General features: G+C 63.2%; 15 protein-coding genes. 7 read left to right on the top strand and 8 right to left on the bottom strand.

All coding sequences use genetic code 11. The annotated features are described in order from the left end of the window. Positions 1–3: 3 nt before the first annotated feature. From glgX to treY, 3 genes are read left to right on the top strand one after another with little or no spacing between them, the layout of a single operon-like run. Positions 4–2,079: a glycogen debranching protein GlgX gene (gene glgX / locus ACSQ84_RS31025; protein ID WP_436215538.1), complete on the top strand. Its 2,076-nt coding sequence runs from the start codon at positions 4–6 to the stop codon at positions 2,077–2,079. After that, positions 2,076–3,833 (top strand): malto-oligosyltrehalose trehalohydrolase, encoded by a 1,758-nt coding sequence (gene treZ / locus ACSQ84_RS31020; protein WP_436215537.1) that lies wholly within the window; start codon positions 2,076–2,078, stop codon positions 3,831–3,833. Before glgX ends, treZ begins: the two co-directional genes overlap by 4 nt. 4 nt (positions 3,834–3,837) lie before the next feature. Further along, positions 3,838–6,633 carry a malto-oligosyltrehalose synthase gene (gene treY / locus ACSQ84_RS31015; RefSeq protein WP_436215536.1) on the top strand — a complete coding sequence of 932 codons (2,796 nt, stop codon included), beginning with the start codon at positions 3,838–3,840 and terminating at the stop codon, positions 6,631–6,633. Here treY and ACSQ84_RS31010 read toward each other — a convergent pair. Further along, entirely contained in the window at positions 6,630–6,941 is a 312-nt protein-coding gene (locus tag ACSQ84_RS31010; protein WP_436215535.1) for a polyhydroxyalkanoic acid system family protein, read from the bottom strand. The genes treY and ACSQ84_RS31010 overlap by 4 nt on opposite strands. 168 nt (positions 6,942–7,109) lie before the next feature. Here ACSQ84_RS31010 and ACSQ84_RS31005 point away from each other — a divergent pair, with 168 nt between their 5' ends. After that, complete coding sequence (locus ACSQ84_RS31005) at positions 7,110–7,274, top strand: DUF3309 family protein (protein WP_436215534.1); 165 nt, start codon at positions 7,110–7,112, stop codon at positions 7,272–7,274. A gap of 160 nt (positions 7,275–7,434) precedes the next feature. Here the strand turns inward: ACSQ84_RS31005 and ligD are convergent, their stop codons facing one another. Beyond that, a complete protein-coding gene (gene ligD / locus ACSQ84_RS31000; protein WP_436215533.1) occupies positions 7,435–10,074 on the bottom strand; it encodes a DNA ligase D in 2,640 nt (879 codons plus the stop codon). A gap of 492 nt (positions 10,075–10,566) precedes the next feature. On the opposite strand from ligD, the gene ACSQ84_RS30995 reads away from it, so the two are divergent. The 3 genes from ACSQ84_RS30995 (at position 10,567) to ACSQ84_RS30985 (ending at position 13,407) form a co-directional block, all read left to right on the top strand. Next, a complete protein-coding gene (locus tag ACSQ84_RS30995; protein WP_436215532.1) occupies positions 10,567–10,887 on the top strand; it encodes a hypothetical protein in 321 nt (106 codons plus the stop codon). Further along, on the top strand, positions 10,884–11,240 hold the full coding sequence (locus ACSQ84_RS30990) for a hypothetical protein (protein ID WP_436215531.1): 357 nt from the start codon (positions 10,884–10,886) through the stop codon (positions 11,238–11,240). Before ACSQ84_RS30995 ends, ACSQ84_RS30990 begins: the two co-directional genes overlap by 4 nt. 1,282 nt (positions 11,241–12,522) lie before the next feature. Next, positions 12,523–13,407: a Ku protein gene (locus ACSQ84_RS30985; protein WP_436215530.1), complete on the top strand. Its 885-nt coding sequence runs from the start codon at positions 12,523–12,525 to the stop codon at positions 13,405–13,407. A 137-nt stretch (positions 13,408–13,544) separates the two neighbouring features. Here ACSQ84_RS30985 and ACSQ84_RS30980 read toward each other — a convergent pair whose 3' ends face one another. The 6 genes from ACSQ84_RS30980 to kdpA all read right to left on the bottom strand — a co-directional run bounded on the left by ACSQ84_RS30980 (position 13,545) and on the right by kdpA (position 21,873). Further along, on the bottom strand, positions 13,545–13,787 hold the full coding sequence (locus ACSQ84_RS30980) for a DUF6496 domain-containing protein (RefSeq protein WP_436215529.1): 243 nt from the start codon (positions 13,785–13,787) through the stop codon (positions 13,545–13,547). 64 nt (positions 13,788–13,851) lie between these two features. Further along, positions 13,852–14,541, bottom strand: coding sequence for a response regulator (locus ACSQ84_RS30975; protein WP_436215528.1), 690 nt, complete (start codon positions 14,539–14,541; stop codon positions 13,852–13,854). Next, the gene (locus ACSQ84_RS30970; protein WP_436215527.1) at positions 14,538–17,255 is read right to left on the bottom strand and encodes a DUF4118 domain-containing protein; all 2,718 of its coding nucleotides are present in this window, start codon (positions 17,253–17,255) and stop codon (positions 14,538–14,540) included. The genes ACSQ84_RS30975 and ACSQ84_RS30970 overlap by 4 nt, the downstream gene beginning before the upstream one ends. Positions 17,256–17,298: 43 nt before the next feature. Continuing rightward, positions 17,299–17,901 carry a K(+)-transporting ATPase subunit C gene (locus ACSQ84_RS30965; RefSeq protein WP_436215526.1) on the bottom strand — a complete coding sequence of 201 codons (603 nt, stop codon included), beginning with the start codon at positions 17,899–17,901 and terminating at the stop codon, positions 17,299–17,301. Positions 17,902–18,030: 129 nt separating this feature from the next. Then, positions 18,031–20,145: a potassium-transporting ATPase subunit KdpB gene (gene kdpB / locus ACSQ84_RS30960; protein WP_436215525.1), complete on the bottom strand. Its 2,115-nt coding sequence runs from the start codon at positions 20,143–20,145 to the stop codon at positions 18,031–18,033. Positions 20,146–20,169: 24 nt separating this feature from the next. After that, on the bottom strand, positions 20,170–21,873 hold the full coding sequence (gene kdpA / locus ACSQ84_RS30955; protein WP_436215524.1) for a potassium-transporting ATPase subunit KdpA: 1,704 nt from the start codon (positions 21,871–21,873) through the stop codon (positions 20,170–20,172). Positions 21,874–21,967 lie beyond the last annotated feature (94 nt).

Genomic DNA, 21,967 nt, shown 5'->3' with positions numbered 1-21,967 from the left:
CGCATGCGACTGACCGCGGGAACCCCGTCGCGCCTCGGTGCCAGCTGGGACGGAAGGGGCACCAATTTTGCGCTGTTCTCGGCCAACGCAGAGAAGGTCGAGCTTTGCCTGTTCGACGGCCAGGGCCGCCGCGAACTCGAACGCGTCGAATTGCCCGAACGTACCGAAGACGTCTGGCACGGCTATCTCAACGATGTCTCGCCCGGACAACTCTACGGCTATCGGGTCCACGGACCCTACCATCCCGAGCACGGGCACCGCTTCAACGCCAACAAGCTGCTGCTCGATCCCTATGCAAGGCGGCTCGCCGGCCGGCTGGTCTGGAGCGACGCGCATTTCGGCTATCGGGCCGGCAGTTCGCGCGAGGACCTCTCGTTCGACCGGCGCGACAATGCCCGCGGCATGCCGAAGGCCGTCGTCGTCGATGAAACCTTCAACTGGGGCCGCCGCGAGATGCGTCCCAACATTGCCTGGGAAGACACCATCATCTACGAAGCCCACGTCAGGGGCCTGACGCAGAAGCGCGACGACGTGCCGCCGGGTCTGCGCGGCACCTATGGCGGGCTCGCCTCGCCCGCGATGATCGATCATCTCAAGCGCCTTGGCGTCACCACCATCGAGTTGCTGCCGATCCACGGGCTGATCGACGACCGCGCGCTGGTCGAAAGGAAGCTGGTGAACTACTGGGGCTACAATACGCTGGCGTTCTTCGCGCCGGAAGCGCGCTACGCGCTGGACAACCCGCTCGATGCGTTCCGCACCACGGTGGCGCGGCTGCACGATGCCGGCATCGAGGTGATGCTCGACGTCGTCTACAATCACACCGCCGAAGGCAATCATCTCGGCCCGACGCTGTCGTTCCGCGGCATCGACAATGCGTCCTATTACTGGCTGAAGCCGGACAATCGGCGCTTCTATGACGACTTCACCGGCTGCGGCAGTTCGGTCAATTTGGCCCATCCGCGGGTGCTGCAAATGGTGATGGATTCACTGCGCTATTGGGTCGAGGTCTGCCACGTCGACGGCTTCCGCTTCGATCTCGCCACCACGCTGGCGCGCGGACCGAACGGCTACGACCGTAACGCCGCCTTCCTCACCGCCGTGCGGCAAGATCCGGTGCTGGCGACCGTAAAACTGGTCGCCGAGCCCTGGGATCTCGGTATGGGCGGCTATCAGGTCGGCGCGTTCCCGTCGCAATGGTCGGAATGGAACGACCGCTACCGCAGCGCGATACGGCGCTACTGGAGCGGCGAAGGCAGCCTGATCGGCGAAATATCGAGCCGCATGACCGCCTCGTCCGATCTGTTTCACCATGACAATCGCGCGACACGCGCCGGCATCAATCACATCACCGTTCATGACGGCTTCACGCTGGCGGATTTGTTCAGCTATAACGAGAAGCACAACGAAGCCAACGGCGAAGACAACCGCGACGGCTCCAGCCACAACCACAGCACCAATTGCGGGCATGAAGGCCCGACCGACGACGCCGCCATCGTTGCGTTACGCCGCCAGCTCCGCAAGAACCAGCTGGCGTGCCTGATGCTCGCGCAGGGCACGCCGCTGGTGCTGGCCGGCGATGAAGTCGGCAACTCGCAGAACGGCAACAACAACGCCTATTGCCAGGACAACGAGATCGGCTGGGTCGGTTGGGACAACCTCGGCAAGGAGGGCGAGGACCTCACCGATTTTATCGGCCATTTGACCGGCCTTCGGCGGCGGTTCGGCCAGATCCGCTGCCAGCGCTGGCTTGACGGCCGTCGCGCCGACGGCTCCTACGGCGTGTTGTGGTTGACGCCGGCAGCCGAGGAGATGAAGGAATCCGACTGGAAGTTTCCGGAAGGACGATTCCTATCCTACGTGCTCGGACCGATGGAACAAGGGCAAGAGCCGATCTTTATCGTGCTGAACGCCGCCCCCGAAGAGATTGCATTCAAGTTACCCAAAATGACCAACTACAAGAGCTGGCACGAGGTGCTGAATACCACTGAAAACCCAGCAGCGACGCCTGACTTCGCTGCAGGCGCCGACATGAAGGCGCCGCCGCGCTCGGTGCTCGCCTTTGCGGGGTCAGCATGAATGAACGACAATTTGGCCCAAAACTGACGAAGGATGGCGCGCGCTTTCGCCTGTGGGCGCCGGCGGCCAAGCGCGTCGATCTGCTGCTGCAACAACCCCGCGCGATGCAGCGCGGCGACGATGGATGGTTTGCCACCGAGATCGCGGGCGCGAAAGCCGGAGCCCGCTATCAGTTCCGCATCGACGACGAGATCGATGTCCCCGACCCCGCTTCCGCGTTCCAGCCCGAAGACGTGTTCGGTCCGAGCGAGGTGATCGACCACACAGCCTATCCGTGGCGCGCCAGGGAATGGCACGGGCGGCCCTGGCAGGAAGCCGTCATCATCGAGACCCATGTCGGAACGTTCACGCCGGACAGCAGCTACCGCGCCATGATCGGGAGGCTCGATCATCTCGTGCAAACTGGTATCACCGCGCTGGAATTGCTGCCGCTAGCCGACTTCGCCGGCAGCCGCAACTGGGGCTATGACGGCGTGCTGTGGTACGCGCCCGACAGCGCCTATGGCCGGCCTGAGGATCTCAAGACGCTGATCGACGAGGCGCATCTGCGCGGCCTGATGGTGTTTCTCGACGTGGTCTATAACCACTTCGGCCCCGAGGGAAACTATCTCGGCCGTTACGCGCCGGGATTCTTCACGGAGGCCCATACGCCGTGGGGCAGCGCGATCGACTACCGGGTGCCGCAAGTACGCGCCTTCGCCATCGAGAACGCGCTGCATTGGCTGCGGGACTACCGTTTCGACGGATTAAGGCTGGATGCGGTAAACAGCATCGTCGAGCCGGGAGGGCTGTCGCTGCTGCACGATCTCAGCATGGCGGTGGGCCAACTCGCGGCGGCAACCGGGCGTCACATCCACCTGGTGCTGGAGAACGGCGACAACCGCGCCAGCATTCTTGACGCCGTACAGGATCCGCCGCGCGGCAAATACCGTGCGCAATGGAACGATGACTATCATCACGCCTGGCGGGTGCTGATGACCGGCGAGAAGCAGGGCTACTATGGCGACTATCAGCGCTCGCCGCTGGACGATATCGCCCGGTCGCTATGCCAGGGGTTTGTCTATCAGGGCGAAATGTCGGAGTTTCGCGGCGTCAAGCGCGGCGAACCGAGCGGCAAGCTCGCGCCGGCGGCGTTCATCAATTTCCTGCAAAACCACGACCAGGTCGGTAACCGCCCCTTTGGCGACCGGCTCGAGACCGTGGCGGATTCCACGGCGATCGAAGCCGCGCTCGCCGTGTTGCTGTTGGCGCCGGCGATCCCGATGCTGTTCATGGGTGAGGAATGGGGCGCGAAAACACCGTTTCCGTTTTTCTGCGATTTCAAGGGCGATCTCGCGGACGCGGTCCGCAAGGGCCGCCGCAGCGAATACGCCTGGGCCTACGCGGAGTATGGCGACGAGGTCCCCGACGCGCTGGCACCAGCCACCTTCCAATCCGCCGTCCTCGACTGGAACGAACGGGCCGCGCCGGCGGCGCAACGACGGCAGTCAACCGTGCAGCAGATGCTGGCGATCCGCAGGCGCGAGATCGTCCCTCGGCTCGCAGGCTCGGCATTCGGCGAAGCAACGGCCGCCAGTAATGGCCTGCTGACCGCCAGCTGGCGCATGGGCGATGGCGCCACGCTTCGGCTGCTCGCCAATCTGTCGGACCAGGACATCGCCAATACGTCAGGTGAATTCAAGGGAACCCTGATCTGGGGCAGCGAGTTGGGAGAGCGCGTCCCGCCATGGTCGGTGCACTGGCGCATCGGATAGGAAAATGCCCCCGGCGATCCCGATCGCGACCTACCGCCTGCAGCTTTCAGCGGATTTCGATTTCGATGCGGCCGCTTCCGTGGTCCCCTATCTGAGGGCGCTCGGGATCACGCATCTGTACGCCTCGCCCTTCATGAAGGCGCGCAAGGGCAGCACGCACGGCTACGACGTTACCGACCATACCCAACTCAATCCCGAGCTTGGTGGCGAAGCCGGCTTCGAGCGCTTGAGCGCGGCGCTGCGCAAATACGATCTCGGGCTGATCCTCGACTTCGTGCCCAATCATGTCGGCGTGCATTTTGCCGATAATCCGTGGTGGCTCGACGTGCTGGAATGGGGACAAACGTCTCCGCATGCGGCGTCTTTCGATATCGACTGGGAGCTGTTGCCGTATCGCGCCCGTGGCGGCGTGCTGCTGCCGATCATCGGCTCTTCCTACGGGCAGGCGCTGGAAAGCGGCGAGATCGAACTGCGCTACGATGCCGACGAAGGCAGCTTTTCCGCGTGGTATTTCGAGCATCGGCTGCCGATCGCGCCCGAACGCTACAGCGAAATCCTGCGAACCGTCGTCAGGGAAGCAGGCGCTGAAGCGAGCCCGGTCGGCAAGGATATCCTCGCACTCGCCGGACGCTATCACGGGCTCCACCGCCCCACCCGGAAGGAAGCCCCGGCGTTCAAAGCTGAGTTGCGCGGAATCGCAGGAAGCACCGAGGCCATCGCGCACGGGATCGACGCCTATCGCGCCGGAGCGGATCGTCCCGCGCAGACGCTGGCGCTGCATCACCTTCTTGAGCGCCAGCACTACAAGCTCGGGCATTGGCGGCTTGCCTCCAGCGACATCAACTACCGCCGCTTCTTCGACGTCAATTCCCTCGCGGGTTTGCGCGTCGAGGATGCCGGCACGTTCGAGGCGATCCATCGACGGGTCAAGGACCTGATTGCGGACGGAAAACTGCAGGGCCTGCGGCTCGACCACATCGACGGTCTGCGCGATCCCGTACAATACTTTCACCGCCTGCGCCGGCTGATCCGTGGCGCGCAGGGCCGCAAGCCATTTTACCTGGTAGTCGAGAAGATTCTCGGCGAGGGCGAAAAGCTTCCAGCCTTTACCGGTGTCCACGGCACCACCGGCTATGAGTGGATGAACACCATCACGCACGTGCTGGTCGACGGCAATGGCCTCGAACCCCTCAGCGAAATTTTCCGCCAGATCAGCAGTCAGTCACCAAAGCTCGATCCGATCCTGAAGGAGGCCAAGCGCCGGGTGCTCGAAACCCTGCTCACCAGCGAATTCACCGTGCTGACGCGCCTCTTGGCGCGCATCGCCAGCGGACACTACTCGACACGGGACTATTCCGCCGACAGCCTGCGGCAGGCGCTGGAACTCTATGTGCTGCATTTCCCGGTCTACCGAACTTATCTGACGTCGTCGGGTCCGAATGCCCATGACCGCACGCTGATCTCGCGGACGATCGAAAAAGCCCGCGCCGACTGGTTCGCGGCCGATGACGGCATTTTCGAATTTCTGCGCGACACCCTGACCATGGACCTGCTCAAGCCCGGCCGCCCGCCACACAGCGCGCCGCGCGTCCGGCGATTCGCGCTGAAGGTGCAGCAATTCACCGGGCCGATGATGGCCAAGTCGCTCGAGGACACGACGTTCTATCGCTACCACCGCCTGCTCGCGCTCAACGAGGTCGGTGGCGACCCATCCGCCAGGGCGCTCTCTGCCGATGGCTTTCATCAAAGCATGCAGACGCGCGCCCGGGAATGGCCGCACGGCATGACCGCGACCGCGACGCACGACACCAAGCGGGGCGAAGACGCCCGCGCGCGGATCATGGCGCTGTCCGAGATTCCTGGGGAGTGGACCAGCGCCGTGGCGCGCTGGAAGGTTCTCAACGCGCCTCACCTGGTCATCGACGGCGAGATGCGGGCGCCGTCGGCGACATTCGAATACATGCTCTATCAGGCCCTGCTCGGTGCCTGGCAGCCGGACGACAATTCCTTTCTGGAGCGGATGCAGGCCTATGCCCTGAAGGCGGCACGCGAGGGTAAGGAGGAAACCAGTTGGCTCAATCCGCACGAGGCGTATGAGGCGGGAATAAACACCTTCATCGCCCGGATTCTGGACCGCTCCGTTTCATCCGAGTTTCTGGACGCACTCGAAGCGCTGGCGCGGCGCGTGTCGTTGCTCGGCGCCTTGAATTCGTTGAGCCAGATCACGTTGAAGGCAACCATGCCCGGCGTGCCGGATTTCTACCAGGGCACCGAGTTCTGGGATTTTTCGCTGGTCGATCCCGATAATCGGCGACCGGTCGATTTTAGCGAACGGGCGCGCGTGCTGACGACGCCGGAGACGCCGGATTGGGATCGGCTGGTGCAGGATTGGCCGAGCGGCCATATCAAACTGGCCTGGACCCGGCATCTGCTCAAGCTGCGCACCGGGCTCGCCGATGTGTTTGCAAACGGCGACTATCAGCCCCTGGAGGTGAACGGACCTCACCGCAATCATGTGATCGCCTTTGCCCGCCGTCGCGGACGCCAGGCGGCAATCGTCGTCGTCATGCGATCGTTCGCACCGTTTTCCGACGCAGGCCGGGCATGGCCCCACCCGGAAACCTATGATGCCGCCCTGAACGTGAGCGGCTATTCCGTGGAAGGCTTTGCCGACGCCGATGCCTCGCAATTGCGGCTTTCCGACCTGCTGGGACATTTGCCCGTGGCCGCGCTGAAGGCCAGATATCACGGCGCGGCGAAGCCTGCGCCAAAACGGAAGCGCTTGATGCCAGCAAGTTAGCTCTTCTTGGTCAGCAACAGCTTGCCGCGACTTCGGATCGCGGCCTGGGCCACTTCGGCAAAGCGCTGCAGCAGCCATGGCAGCACGACCTCTACCTTCACGTGATCGTCGGCGACATCGACGTGGCCTGCAGCCGTCTGCCCGAGCGCGCGGACGCGAAAGATCATGCGGTTGTCCTCCCATCGCTCCTCGTCGACGCTCAGCACCGGCACGCTGGAGGTCGCGCGCGACAAACCGGTCTTGAGGCGGCGCATCGCTTCTTCGCGGCCGAGGCTATGCGGGATCGAAACGACGAGCGGTGCGGACATCGAAAAATTCCTTGGGTCGAATTGTGCGGATGTAATCCCGTTTCGCTCGAAAGGAAGAGGCAAGTCCCATATGTGCACTGCAAACGGTGGAACTTTCACAGGTACCATTTGTTTTTCCGGTTGAGGGCAAGGCAACCAGACGCCCATTGCCGGGCTGAGGAGAGCTAGATGTCACTCGGAACAATTATCCTGATCATTCTCATCATCGCGCTGCTCGGTGGCTTTTCCGGCATCGGCGGCGGACCGTTCTACGGCACCGGCTATTACGGCGGCGGCGGCCTTGGCCTGGTGATCGTGATTTTGCTGATATTGGTGTTGCTCGGGAAGCTTTAGACTTCGTCTTCACCCGCCAACGGGTCGGCCGAATGGCCGCCCGATGACAGGCTCCAGCGGGTGATCCAGTATTCCGAAGCGCTGGTGATTGAACCGGGAAGCCGCAGCGTACTGGATACTCCGCCTTCGCGGAGTATGACGACTGTGGTCGAGATCGGCATCACACCCCAGCCAGCTTCTTCATCGCCGCCTTGATCGACCCTGCCGCCTCCTCATAGCCCTGCCACGCCTTGGTCCTGGCCAGCAACGCCGGCACCGTGCGCACGGTGTATTTCGTCGGGTCGAGATCGCCGCGCACCTGCGCCCAGGTCAGCGGCATCGATACGGTGGCGCCGTCGCGCGCGCGCGGCGACAGCACGGCGACCGCGGTCGACATCCGGTCGTTGCGCAGATAGTCGAGGAAGATTTTGCCGTGGCGCTGCTTCTTCGACATGTTGAGCAGATAGCGCTCGGGATCGTCGTTCGCCATCCACTGGCAAACGCCTTGCGCGAACGCCTTCGCCTCCTTCCAGCTCACCTTGTCCCTGGCGCCGTGCAACAGCGGCGTCACCACATGCAATCCCTTGCCGCCGGTGGTCTTGCAGAAGCTCTCCAGCCCCACGGCGGTCAGCCGCTGTCGCATCTCCTTGGCGGCCTCGACCACATCGGAAAATTCGACCTCCGGCGCGGGATCGAGGTCGAACACCAGCCGACCGGGCACGTCGGGCGCGTCAGGCGCGCAATTCCAGGGATGCAGCTCCACCCCGCCGCTCTGCGCGACGGCAGCCAGGCCCTCGACGCGATCGATCTGCAGATAAGGCTTGCGGTCGCCGGAGACCTTCACGAGGTCGAGCAGCTCCGACTTGCCCGGCATGCCGTGACGCTGAAAGAACGTCTCGCCCTTGATGCCATCAGGCGCGCGAACCACCGAGCACGGCCGTCCCTTGAGATGGCCGATCAGCCATTCACCCACCGCCTCGAAATAACGCGCAAGATCGAGCTTGGTCACGCCTTTGCCGTCGCCGCCGTCCGGCCACAGCGCCTTGTCGGGTTTGGAGATGACGACGCCCATCACCTCAGCGGATTTGTTGGCCGACGATTTGCCGGACGTTATCAACGGCTTCGTCACCTTGGTCATGACAGGCCTCTCTGCCTGAACCTCTTCTGCGGGCTTGTCCTGCCGCAGCCCCTTGAATGCCGCCTGCCTGATGTTGCCGCCGTCGGTCCAGCCGGCAAATTCGATCTCGGCGACCAGCTCCGGCTTCAGCCAATGCACGTCGCGGGTTTTCTTCGGGGCGTCCTTGCCGCCGAACGGGCTGTTGTTTGAACTCGCCGCCTTCAGCGCCGGCATGATGCGCCGCACCGTGTCCTGCCCAAAGCCGGTGCCGACCATGCCGACAAAGGCAAGGTGACCATCGCGATAAACGCCGGCCATCAGCGAGCGGAACTTGCCGTTGGTGGTCTTCCAGCCGCCCAGCACGACCTCATGGCCGGCGCGGGTTTTCGCCTTGGTCCAGATCTCGGTACGGCCGGAGCGGTAGGGCGCTTCGAGCTTCTTGGAGATGATGCCCTCGAGCGCCAATTTGTTGGCGGCTTGCAGGATGGTATCGCCGCGTTCCTCGAAATGCTCGACATACTGGATCAGGCGGCGGCCCCGCTTGCGGGCTCCCAGCAGTTTTTTCAAACGCGCCTTACGTTCGCGGAGCGGCAGCGAACGCAGATCTTCGTCACCGCTGAACAACAGATCGAATGCAAAGAAGATGAGATTGTCGGTTTTGCCGTCGGACAACGCCGCCTGCAACGCGGAGAAATCCGGCGCGCCATGCTGGTTCATGGCGACGATCTCGCCGTCGATCAGCACATCCGGCAGCGATTTCGCCTCTTTGGCGATAGCGCCGAACTTTTCGGTCCAGTCCAGCGCCTTGCGGGTTTTCAGAACGGCCTCGCCATCCTCGACCCGCAATTGCATGCGGTAGCCGTCGAACTTGATCTCGTGGCACCAGCCGTCCGAATTGGGCGGGCTTTCGACCGAGGCGCAAAGCTGCGGCGCGACGAAATCCGGCATCGCTTCGACCTTCTTCGCCTTGGCGGAGACACGCGACTTCGCAACAGGCGCACCCTGTGCGATCGACGACTTGCCCTTTGCTCGCGCCTCCGCCGCCTCGCCGCGGTTCGATTGCCACACCGCATCGGCTTTTGTCTTGTCGCCCTTCGCCAGCATGAACGGCTTTGGTGCCCTGCCCTTGCCTTTCGCAATCTGGTCCATCGACCGGCCCGACGCGACCGATCTGTCCTCGTCGAGGATGTCGTTGGCGTCCCCCTGCTTGACGAATTCGTCGCGGTGCTTGATCAGCAGCCAGTTGGTGCGCTTGCCGCCGTAGCGGTCGCCCTTCATCCGCACCAGCACCCAGCTGCCATGCAGTTTTTCGCCGTGCAGGGTGAACTTCAGATCGCCCTTCTTGAAGCCGCGTTCGGGGTCGTCGGATTCCCAATAGCCGCGGTCCCAGAGCAGCACGGTGCCGCCGCCATACTGGTCGTCGGGAATGGCGCCTTCGAAATCGCCGTAATCCAGCGGATGGTCCTCGACCTCGACCGCGAGCCGCTTGTCGTGCGGATCGAGCGACGGACCGCGCGTCACCGCCCACGATTTGAATACGCCGTCGAACTCCAGCCGAAGATCGTAATGCAGCCGGGTCGCGTCATGCTTCTGGATCACGAACCGGCGCTGCTTCGACGGCGCCACCTTGACGTCGCCGGACGGCTCGTCGGTCTTTTCGAAATCACGCTTTTTCCGGTAGGTGCTCAGGTTTCGCAGCGACACGGCCAAGCCTCACATCCGTCGGCCGCCCGCCCGGCGGCAACAACCAGTATCCAAAACCCATGGTAACCGTTGAAGTTCCGAAACCAAACCCCCGTTATCACGAGCAACAGAGCGACTGCGTACAATGCTGTCATCCCCGCGCAGGCGGGGATCCAGTACGCCGCGGCGTATCGGTTCAATCACTGCTGTCTCTGGGATACTGGATCACCCGCCTTCGCGGGTGATGACAACTGAATATGTGTTTGCATTCTCGCGACGCTGATCGCCCGAGCTTGCCAGAAATTTCCTTAGAGTTACGGCGCAGGAGACGAAGGCGTTCCAGCGACCGCGTGCGAGATCACCAATGCGGTGGATTTGCTGCGGCTGATCCTGGCCTATTGTCTGGGCGAATGGGGTTGCGATCGACCGCCGCATGGGCGGCGTCAGTGGGGCAGTCGATATTTCAATGTAGCTCTGCCGTATCGCTTGCGTCAGTGCGGAGATTGGCTCGCGATGCTGGTGGGTCATGCGCTTGCTAACGCCGCCCCGCAAGCCAGCCGCGGCCGCTTGATCCGTATTATCGACGCCACTTCGGTGCCGAAGAAGGGACCGGGCGCCAGGAAGAAGAACGAGGTGTGGCGGATTCACAGCGCGTTCGACCTTCCGCAGGAGCGGTTTGGCCATCGAATTGACCGATCAGCAGGCTGGCGAGACGCTGGATCGATACCGGCGGTGGCGGGCGAGATCCGCCTTGCCGATCGCGCCTATTTGCAACTGGACCGCATGGCGACGCTGCTCGCAGCCGGCGCAGACTTCGTGATCCGGGCCGGTTGAAGAGCGCACGTTGGCTCGATCGCGAAGGCAATGAGTTCGATCTTGTCGCCGAGTTGCGCAAGGCATCGGCCCGCGGCCTGATCGATCGGCTGATCTGGATAAAGCGCAAGGGCGGCGCACCTCTTGCCCTGCGTTTGGTCGCGGCCAAGAAGCCGGCGCAAGCTGCAGCGGAAGCGCGACGCAAAGCGCGCCGAGATGCACAGCGAGGAGGCCACCAGATCTCGAAGCAAACGCTTGACGCTGCAGATTGGGTGATCTTGGTAACCTCACTCAAGCAGAAGGACTTCGCAACTGCGGATGTTCTTGCCCTCTATCGTCTGCGATGGCGGATCGAACCGGGTTCAAGCGGTTGAAGAGCTTGATCGGACTGAAGGGACCACCCGGAACCGACGAACGCTCCGCCAGACCTCATGTTCTGGCCCATTTGCTGACTATTCTACTGCTTGAGCCGCTCATCGACGAACTTGAGGCCTCTCCCGCTTGGCAGAAGCCGCCTGACAACGCCTGGAGCCTGATGATTGCTCCAGCATCTCGTCGCCTCGCTGCTCCAAGCCGTGATCCCACAGCCCGATATAGGCTGTCTGCGCCGATCAATCGCCGCTCTCCAACGCCATCTTCGCGAGCCGCCAAGGAGAAAACGCCGGTATCAAACTATGCTCCGACTATCTTAGCGCCTATACGCGCAGGCGGGGACCCAGTACGCCGCGGCCCATCCACGTCATTGCGAGCGCAGCGAAGCAATCCATACCTCCCCGTAGGAAGAATGGATTGCTTCGCTTCGCTCGCAATGACTGAATACAGCTTCACGATCTCGCGACGCATCGCGCCCGAGGTTTGCTGGAAACTTCCCGCCCTCTCATAAGAGGGCGCAGGGAAGACCGGGTGCGCGCTGCACCCGCGGTCCCGTGTGCGGTTTGTAGATAGAAAGCTGCACACGAGCATACAGGGCAGCGGAGAACACCCGGCCTTCCCTGCGCAATGGCTTTACGGCTTATAACGAGCTCTCCCCGGAGAACGGCTCTTTTGCCTCCGTTGCGCCCCGAAAACTATTGCCTCCAGATGCATTGACGCCAGCACCGCGACGTCAGGACCACTCGTCTTCGCCGTACGCTTCGGCGCCTTTGGTCAAGGGCACCGTCGCGTCCACCGCACCCCCGTCCAACGTCCGTGACCACGGCCGACGCCCTTCTGAGTAGGACGGGATGGCGAGTATGTGCCACTGATTTGGATTTCGGAAAAGCGAAATATTTTTTATTTCAGGGCTTGACACGATTTCCATAAAACCGAAGTGATCTGCCCGTCGGGTTGTTTTGTTGCACCTGCCTCTCCACATCGTCATTGCGAGCCAAGCGAAGCAATCCATGCCTCGGCAAGGACCGATATGGATTGCTTCGCGGAGCCTGTCATCGGGCGCGCATTCGCGCGACCCGTTGGCTCGCAATGACGGGGAGAGAACGGCGCTTAAATCAAGCTGTCATTCTCCGATGCGCAATTGCGCAGCTGAGGGCTCGCGAAGCGAGAGCTATGATGTGCAATTGCGCATCGGGGAATGACGGCGTAGCGGCCGCAACAGGAACCAAAACCCATGGTAGCCGTTGAAGTTCCGAAACCAAAAATGCCTGCCGGAGATTTGTCATGGCCCCTCGCGCCTATTGGAAAGGCTCGCTCAAGCTGTCGCTCGTGTCGTGCCCGGTCGCGCTGTACCCGGCCTCGACCTCGGCCGAGAAAACCCGCTTCCACATGATCAACAGGGAGACCGGCAACCGGCTGAAACAGCAGATGGTGGATGCCGAGACCGGCGACGTTGTCGAAAGCGACCAGAAGGGCCGCGGCTACGAGCTGAGAAAGGGCGAGTATGTCGAGGTCGAGAAAGAAGAGCTGGAGGCGGTTCAGATCGAGAGCAACCACACCATCGACATCGACAGCTTCGTGCCCCGCGACGAGATCGACAAGCGCTATCTCAACAACCCCTATTACATCGTGCCGGACGGCAAGGCCGCGATCGACGCCTTTGCCGTGATCCGCGACGCCATGAAGGACCAGGACCGCGCCGCACTGGCGCGGATCGTATTGACCAACCGCGAGCACGTCATCGCGATCGAGCCGCTCGGCAAGGGCCTGCTCGGCACCACATTGCGCTACCCCTACGAGCTGCGCGACGAGGACGCCTATTTCGATGACATCAAGAGCCCCAGGATATCGAAAGACATGATCGAACTGGCCAGCCATATTCTCGAAACCAAGGCGGCACATTTCGACCCCTCCAAGTTCAAGGACGAATACGAAAACGCATTGAAGGCGCTGGTCCGGCGCAAGGCCTCGGGCAAACCATTGAAGACCGTGGAGCGCGAGGAGAAGGCGGATAACGTCATCAACCTGATGGATGCGCTGAAGCAGAGCCTGAAAGGCAAGGCAGCCACCAGGCGCCGGGCCGGCGCGCCGGCGTCGCGCCGGGCACCACAACGGCGCGCCGCCAGGAAGGCGCACCGGTCGGCCGCGCGGACGCGCAAAGCGGGGTGAGTCCCTATCTATCCGTCATTGCGAGCGAAGCGAAGCAATCCATCGCGCTACAGCAAGAAAGAATGGATTGCTTCGTCGCTTGCTCCCTTGCGCAAACGCTACGCGTTTGTCGCAGGCAATGACGGCGTTAAGGGCCCTTACTTCTTCGCCTTCCGCTTCTTCGCCGTCTTGCGCTTCTTGGCGGATTTCTTGGCTGATTTCTTCGCCTTCTTCGGCACCTTCTTGCCCTTGGCGCGCGCCTCGGAAAGTCCGATCGCGATCGCCTGCTTCCTGCTCTTCACCTTTCGGCCGGAACGGCCGCTCTTCAAAGTGCCGGCCTTGCGCTTCTTCATGGCGCCCGCGACGTCGGCGGACGCTTTCTTCGAGTATCTTCGTGCCATGTATGACCTCCCGGTTGCCGGGAAATTAATCCATGCGATTTGGGAAAGTTCCGCGATGTGCGCTCTAATCCGGCGCGCGCAGCCGATAGCCGATCCCGGTCTCGGTCAGCACGAATTGCGGGCGCTCCGGATCGGCTTCGATCTTCTGCCGGAGCTGACGCACATAGACGCGCAAATATTGCGCGTCGGTCAGTTCGTCCCACAGTTCCTTCAACAGAAAACGATGGGTCAGCACCTTTCCGGCATGCTGCACCAGAACGCGCAGCAACTCGTATTCCTTCGGCGACAGCTTCACCTCGCGCTCGCCGACCTTGACGATGCGGCGCACCAGATCGACCGAAAGATCGCCGGCGCGAAACACCGGACGCTCGCCCTGCACCTGCAACTGATGGCGAAGCGCGGCGCGCAGACGCGCCAGCAATTCATCCATCCCGAACGGCTTGGTCAGATAGTCATCAGCGCCAAGATCGAGCGCTTGCACCTTGCCGGCCTCGTCGCCGCGGCTCGACAGCACGACGATCGGGACACTCTCGTTTCGGCCACGGATCATGCGCAGCAATTCATGGCCCTGGATATCTGGCAGGCCGAGATCGAGGATGATCAGCGCTGGTCCCTCGGCCAGCATTTCCAGCGCGATCTTGCCGTTGGAAGCTTCGAGGATATCGTAGCCCTGCGTGCTCAGGCCCAGCCGCAGCAATTTGCGGATCGGCGGCTCGTCATCGATGACCAGGACTTTGATCGGCGCAGCGTTCATGCGGCGGTATCCAGTGCATTGGATGCTTCCGGGATCGGCAGCCGGATGGTCAATACCGCGCCGCTGCGGTCGGTGCGGTTGGCTGCCGAAATCGTGCCATGCATGGCCTCGACGAAGCCGCGGGAAATCGCGAGGCCCAGGCCAGTGCCGGGGCGAACGTGATCGCCCTTGCTGACGCGGTAGAACTTGTCGAACACGCTGTCCAGCTCCGCCGGCGGAATGCCGTTGCCTTCGTCCATGACCTGCAGCGTCACCTGGCCCCGATCCCGCGTGCCCCGTATCGCGATCGTAGTGCCGGCCGGCGCATACTTCGCGGCGTTGTCCAGCAGATTGAACAGCACCTGCTCGAACAATACGGCGTCGAGTTCCAGCATCGGCAGGTCGGCGGCCAGCTCAAGCGAAACCTTGTGGTGCACGAGGATCTTGCCGGCGCGCCGCAGCGCGCTGCCGACAATCTCGCTGACATCGTGCGGCGCGGTGTTGGGCACGATGGCGCCGGATTCCAGCTTGGTCATGTCGAGCAGATTGGCGATGAAGCGATTGAGCCGCTCGGATTCGTCGATCACGGTCGCGAGCAGGTCGCGCTTTTGCGCGTCCGTCAGGCCGCTGTCGAGATCGCGCATGGTGCTGGCGGCGCCCAGCACCGAGGCCAGCGGCGTCTTCAGGTCATGCGAGATCGAGGTCAGCAACGCCCCACGCAGCCGGTCCTGCTCGACCGTGCGCTTGACGCGGTCCATGTCCTCGACCAGCAGCACCCGTTCGATCGCGAGCGCACCCTGGTCCATCAAGGCGTCAAGCAACCGGCGCTGATCCGGGGTGAGCAGCGGACCGGACCGGTCGTCGTCGATACCGGTGACGCCGATCGGGCCGCGTCCGGTTCGCATCGGCAGGAACAGCCGCTTGGCGCCCGGCAACGTGTCGGAGCCGCGCCCGGCCGCACGGTCGTTGCTCCACGCCCAGTTCGCGGCCGCCAGATCGGCCTTGTCGAGCTGGTCCTCCGGCGGATAGCCGGCCTTCACGGTCAGGACGCCGTCTTCCGGCAACAGCAGCACGACACGCACCCTCAGCATCAACGCCGTCTGATAGGCGGTCGCCCACAACACGTCGTCGAGGGTCGCGGTGCCCGCCAGCTTGCGGCTGAACGCGTAGAGCGACTCGGTGGTCCGGACCCGGCCGATCGCGGTGTCCGCCTGTGTACGGACACGCGCGGCAACGTTGGAAACCAGGAACGCGATCAGCATGAAGAAGAAGAACGCCGCGACGTTGGTCGGCTCGGTGATCGTGAACGTGTAAACCGGCGGCAGGAAGAAGAAATTGTAGCACAGCGACGCGGCGACGCTGGCCAGCAACGACGGCAACAGGCCATAACGGACGGCCACGCCGACCACGGCGGTGAGGAACACCAGATCGACGTTCTCGATCCCGAACCATGGATGGATCATGACGGCGATGCCGAGGCCGGCGGCCACCACCAGCAGCGCCATCAGATACGGCTTGGGATCGAATGGTTCGGATCGCTCTGCGGCGCGCACCGTCTTTTTCGGAACGGGCTCGGCTGCCAGTTCCTCGCCGGCGATGACGTTGACGGTGATATTGCCGGCGCGCCGCACCAGATCATGCACCACCGAGCCTCGCGTCAGTTCGAACCACAGCGAACGCGTCGACTTGCCGATGATGATCTGGGTCACGTTGTTGGCTTGCGCAAACTGGATCACGTCATCGGCAATGCGGCGCCCGACGCCGGGAATAGTGATGGCCTCGCCTCCCAGCGACTCGGCCAACCGTAGCGTGTCGGCCAACCGATCGCGCTGCTCGTCGGTCAGTTGCAGGCTGCGCCGGGTCTCGATGCTGATGGCGGTCCAGGGGGCATGCAGCCGGTCCGCCAGCCGCTTGGTGTAACGAACCAGCCCCGCCGACCGCGGATCCTCACTGATGCAAACCAGAATGCGCTCGCCTGCGGCCCACGGCCCGGCGATCGCATTGGCCTGCATGTGCGTCAGCAACTGCTCGTCGACCCGTTCGGCGGTGCGCCGCAGCGCCAGTTCGCGCAGCGCGGTCAGATTGCCCGGCGAGAAATAATGCTCGAGCGCACGCTCGGCCTGCTTCGGGACGTAGACCTTGCCTTCCTTCAGCCGCTGGATCAGGTCATCGGGCGTCAGATCGATCAGCTCGATGGCGTCGGCGAGGTCGAACACCTTGTCCGGCACGGTCTCGCGCACCCGAACATGCGTGATCTGGGCGACCACGTCGTTGAGGCTTTCGATGTGCTGGATGTTGACCGCCGTATAGACGTCGATGCCGTGGGACAGCAACTCCTCGACGTCGAGATAGCGCTTGGGGTGGCGGCTGCCGGGCGCATTGGTGTGGGCGAGCTCATCGACCAGCGCGATCGCTGGACGCCGCGCGATCAGCGCGTCGAGATCCATCTCTTCGAGGATCTGCTCCCTGTATTCCAGCTTCTTGCGCGGAATGACTTCCAGGCCGTGCAGCAGCGCCTCGGTCTCCACCCGGCCATGAGTCTCGACCACGCCGACGACGACATCGACGCCGGCCTTTCTCCTGGCCTGCGCGCTCTGCAGCATCTCATAGGTCTTGCCGACGCCGGGGGCGGCGCCGACGAAGATCTTGAGCCGGCCGGCCTTGTCATTTTCCCGCCGGGCGGCCTCCAGTAGCGCATCCGGCGAGGGCCGCTGTTCAGGGTCGCGATTTGCCATAAGCCATTATAGTTGCCGCTTTCGAATGAGCCTAGCCAAGGGGTTATTTGGAAGCCGCGTCCAGCGCCAGATTGAGCGCCAGGACGTTGACCCGCGGTTCGCCAAGGAACCCGGCAAAACGGCCCCTGGTGTTCTCGCTGACGAGCTCGCGAACACGATCCTCGGGCATCTTGCGGGCCCTAGCCACGCGCGGCACCTGGAATAGCGCCGCCTCGGGCGAAATATCGGGATCGAGGCCGCTGGCAGAGGTGGTGACGAGATCGACCGGGACGGCGGCGTCGGGATTTTCAGCTTTCAGCTTCTCGACGTCTTCCTTGACCCGGTCGTTCAGCGCCTTGCTGGTCGGCCCGAGATTGGAGCCGCCGGAGTTCGCAGCGTTATAGGGCGCCGATACCGTCTTGGTGGAATCGGCCGGATCCGGCGCCGAGGTCGCCGAGGGCCGGCCGTGGAAATATTTGTCGTCCTTGAACTGCTGCCCGATCAGGGCGGAGCCGATCACCTTGCCGTCTCTCTCGATCAGGCTGCCTTGCGCCTGCTTCGGAAAGATCACGCCGGCAATCGCGGTCATCGCGAGCGGATAGGCCAGACCGGTAATCGCCGCCAGCAACAGCAGCAGGATGATGGCGGGGCGAATTTCGCGAAGCATGATGTGTCTCCTAGTTTCTTCCGTCATTGCGAGCGAAGCGAAGCATCGAACTATGATGTGCAATTGCACATCTGAGAATCTCGAGATTCCGGGTTCACGCTGCGGGCGCCCCGGAATGACGGTTGAGGGTTAAGCCAGGTTCAAGGCAACGACGACGAGATCGATGAACTTGATGCCGATGAAGGGAATGATGATGCCGCCGAGGCCGTAGATCAGCAGGTTACGGCGCAGCAGCGCGCCTGCCCCGACGGCGCGATAGGGTACGCCCCTCAGCGCCAGGGGAATCAGCGCGATGATGATCAGTGCGTTGAAGATGATCGCCGACAGGATCGCGCTTTGCGGGCTCGCCAGATGCATGATGTTAAGCACCTGAAGTTGCGGATAGAACGCGAGGAACATCGCAGGGATGATGGCGAAATACTTCGCGACGTCGTTCGCGATCGAGAACGTGGTCAGCGCACCGCGGGTCATCAACAGCTGCTTGCCGATCTCGACCACCTCGATCAGCTTGGTCGGGTTGGAATCGAGGTCGACCATGTTGCCGGCCTCGCGGGCGGCCTGGGTGCCGGTGTTCATGGCGACGCCGACGTCGGCCTGCGCGAGCGCGGGCGCGTCGTTGGTGCCGTCGCCGCACATCGCGACCAGCTTGCCCTTGGCCTGTTCGTCGCGGATCAGCTTCAGCTTGTCCTCGGGCGTGGCTTGGGCGAGAAAATCATCGACGCCGGCTTCGGCCGCAATCGCGGCCGCGGTCATCGGATTGTCGCCGGTGATCATCACGGTGCGGATGCCCATGCGGCGCAGTTCGGCAAAGCGTTCGCGGATGCCGCCCTTGACGATGTCCTTGAGGTGAATGACGCCGAGCAGGCGGCCATCCCTGGCCACCGCGAGCGGCGTGCCGCCTTCCTTGGCGACCTCGTCGGCGATGGCCTGGAGTTCGCGGGCCGCATCCGTTCCGACCGAAGGCTGGATGGCGCGGACGGCGTTGCCGCTCGCCATGGTCTGCGCGGTGCCGCCGCCGATGTAATTGAGGATCGCGTCTACCGCGCCCTTGCGAACGGATGAGCTGCCCGCATCGATGCCGCTCATGCGGGTTTGCGCGGTGAACGGCACGAATGTCGCCGCCAGCTCCTTCATGTCGCGGCCGCGGATACCATACTTCTCCTTGGCCAATACCACGATCGAACGGCCCTCCGGGGTCTCGTCGGCGAGCGAAGCCAGCTGCGCGGCGTCCGCCAGTTCCTGCTCGGTCACGCCGCGGACCGGGCGAAACACCGTCGCCTGGCGGTTGCCGAGCGTGATGGTGCCGGTCTTGTCGAGCAGCAGCGTATCGACGTCGCCGGCGGCCTCCACCGCGCGGCCGGACATCGCCAGCACGTTGAAGCGCACCAGCCGGTCCATGCCGGCGATCCCGATCGCGGACAACAGCGCGCCGATGGTGGTCGGGATCAGCGTCACGAACAGCGCCACCAGCACCACCACGGAAATCGAGCCGCCGGCGTAGGCGGCGTAGCTCGGGATCGTCACGGTCGCGAACACGAAGATGATGGTGAGGCCGGCAAGCAGGATGTTGAGCGCGATCTCGTTCGGCGTCTTCTGCCGCTCGGCGCCCTCCACCAGCTTGATCATGCGGTCGATGAAGGTCGATCCCTGCGCCGCGGTGATGCGGACGCGGATCCAGTCCGACAGCACCTGGGTGCCGCCGGTCACCGCCGAACGGTCGCCGCCGGATTCGCGGATCACGGGCGCGGACTCACCCGTAATGGCGGCTTCATTGACCGAGGCGACGCCCTCCACCACTTCACCGTCGGACGGGATGTTGTCACCGGCCTCGACCAGAACGATATCGCCGATCTTTAGCGCGGTGCCGGGCACGAGACGAAACGTCTTGTCCGAGCCGGTCAGCAGCTTGGCTTGGCTTTCGGTGCGGGTCTTCTTCAACGATTCGGCCTGCGCCTTGCCGCGGCCTTCCGCCACCGCTTCGGCGAAATTGGCGAACAGTACTGTGAACCACAGCCACAGGATGATCTGGAAGGTGAATCCGAGGCCTGCGCCGCCGGTAGCGAGATCGCGGACGAAGATCACCGATGTCAGCGCCGCCACCACCTCGACCACGAACATCACGGGGTTCTTCATCATCAGCCGCGGGTCGAGCTTGACGAATGCCGATTTGATCGCCGGGACCAAAATCTTCGGGTCGAGCATCGCCGAGGCCGTTACCTTTTTCTGCAATTTCATGGCTTCCATTGACGTTCTCCGAAGAGGGATCGATCAGAACAGGTTGTTGGCGTTCATGGCGAGGTGCTCGACGATCGGCCCGAGCGCCAGCGCCGGGAAGAACGTCAGGCCGCCGATGATCAGGATCACGCCGACGACGAGGCCGACGAACAGGCCGCCATGGGTCGGCAACGTGCCGGCCGACGGCGGGATCGACTTCTTGGCGGCGAGCGAGCCGGCCAGCGCCATCGCCGGCACGATCATGAAGAAGCGGCCGACGAACATCGAGCTGGCCAGCGTCAGGTTGTAGAACAGGGTGTTGCCGGTCAGGCCGGCGAAAGCCGAGCCGTTGTTGCCGGTTGCCGAGGTGAAGGCGTAGAGCACTTCGGTAAAGCCGTGCGGCCCGGCATTGGCCATCGACGCTACCGCCGGCGGGAATACGACGGCGACCGCGGTCCAGCCGAGATACAACAAGGGCAGCACCAGAATGGCGAGCATCGCCATCTTGACCTCGCGCGCCTCGATCTTCTTGCCGACATATTCCGGCGTACGGCCGACCATCAGGCCGGCGACGAAGATCGCCAGCACCACGAACAGCAGCATGCCGTAGAGGCCGGCGCCGACGCCGCCGATGATGATCTCGCCAAGCTGCATGTTGATCAGCGGAATCATGCCACCAAGCGCGGTAAAACTGTCATGCATGGCGTTGACCGCGCCGCAGGACGCCGCCGTGGTGATGACCGCGAACAGGCTGGAGGCCACAATGCCGAAACGGACTTCCTTGCCTTCCATGTTGCCGCCGGACAGGCCGAGCGCACTCAGCGACGACGTACCGTGGGCTTCGGCCCAGTAGGTGACAGCGACGCCCGACAGGAACAGCACGCCCATGACACCCAGGATCGCAAAGCCCTGGCGCTGGTCGCCGACCATGCGGCCGAACACATTGGTGAGCGCGGCGCCGAGCGCGAAGATCGAGATCATCTGCACGAAGTTCGACAGCGCCGTCGGGTTCTCGAAGGGATGCGCGGCATTGGCGTTGAAGAAACCGCCGCCATTGGTGCCCAGCATCTTGATCGCGACCTGCGAGGCGACCGGCCCGACCGCAATCGTCTGCCTGGCGCCCTCCAGCGTCGTGGCGTCGACATAGGCGCCGAGCGTCTGCGGCATGCCCTGCCAGACCAGGAACAGCGTGTAGACCACGCAGATCGGCAGCAGCACGTAAAGGGTGCACCTGACCACATCGACCCAGAAATTACCGATGGTGCGCATCGACGAGCGCGAGAAGCCGCGGATCATTGCCACCGCGAGCGCGATACCGGTCGCCGACGACAGGAAGTTCTGGTGCGTCAGTCCCAGCATCTGCACCAGATAGGACAGCGTGCTTTCGCCGCCGTAGTTTTGCCAGTTGGTGTTGGTGATGAAGGAGATCGCGGTATTGAAGGACAGATCCGCCGCGACCGCGGATTGCTGCTGCGGGTTGAACGGCAACAGCGGCTGCAACCGCATCAACCCATAAATGACGAGGAAGCCGCCGACATGGAACAGCAGCATCGCGACCGTATAGGTCAGCCAGTGCTGCTCGCGCTTTTCATCGACGCCGCCGATCCAGTAAAGCCCGCGCTCGACCGGACGCAGCACGGGCGATAGAAACGTGGACTCGCCGTTGAAGACGCGGGTCATGTACCAGCCGAGTGGTTTGACCAGTGCGGCCACGATGGCGCAGTACAGCAGAATTTGAATCCAGCCAATGACGGTCATGGTCGAAAACCCTTCAGGATTTCTTTGCGGGCAGCAGCAGACGAATGAGCACGATCAGCAGTGCCGAGGTGACGACAAACGCCAGCACGACCTG

The organism is Bradyrhizobium sp. LjRoot220 (assembly GCF_964252915.1).
In the GTDB taxonomy this organism is placed as follows: Bacteria; Pseudomonadota; Alphaproteobacteria; order Rhizobiales; family Xanthobacteraceae; genus Bradyrhizobium.
Note: the sequence above shows the minus strand (reverse complement) of the source record. Positions and strands in the feature narration are given on the sequence as shown.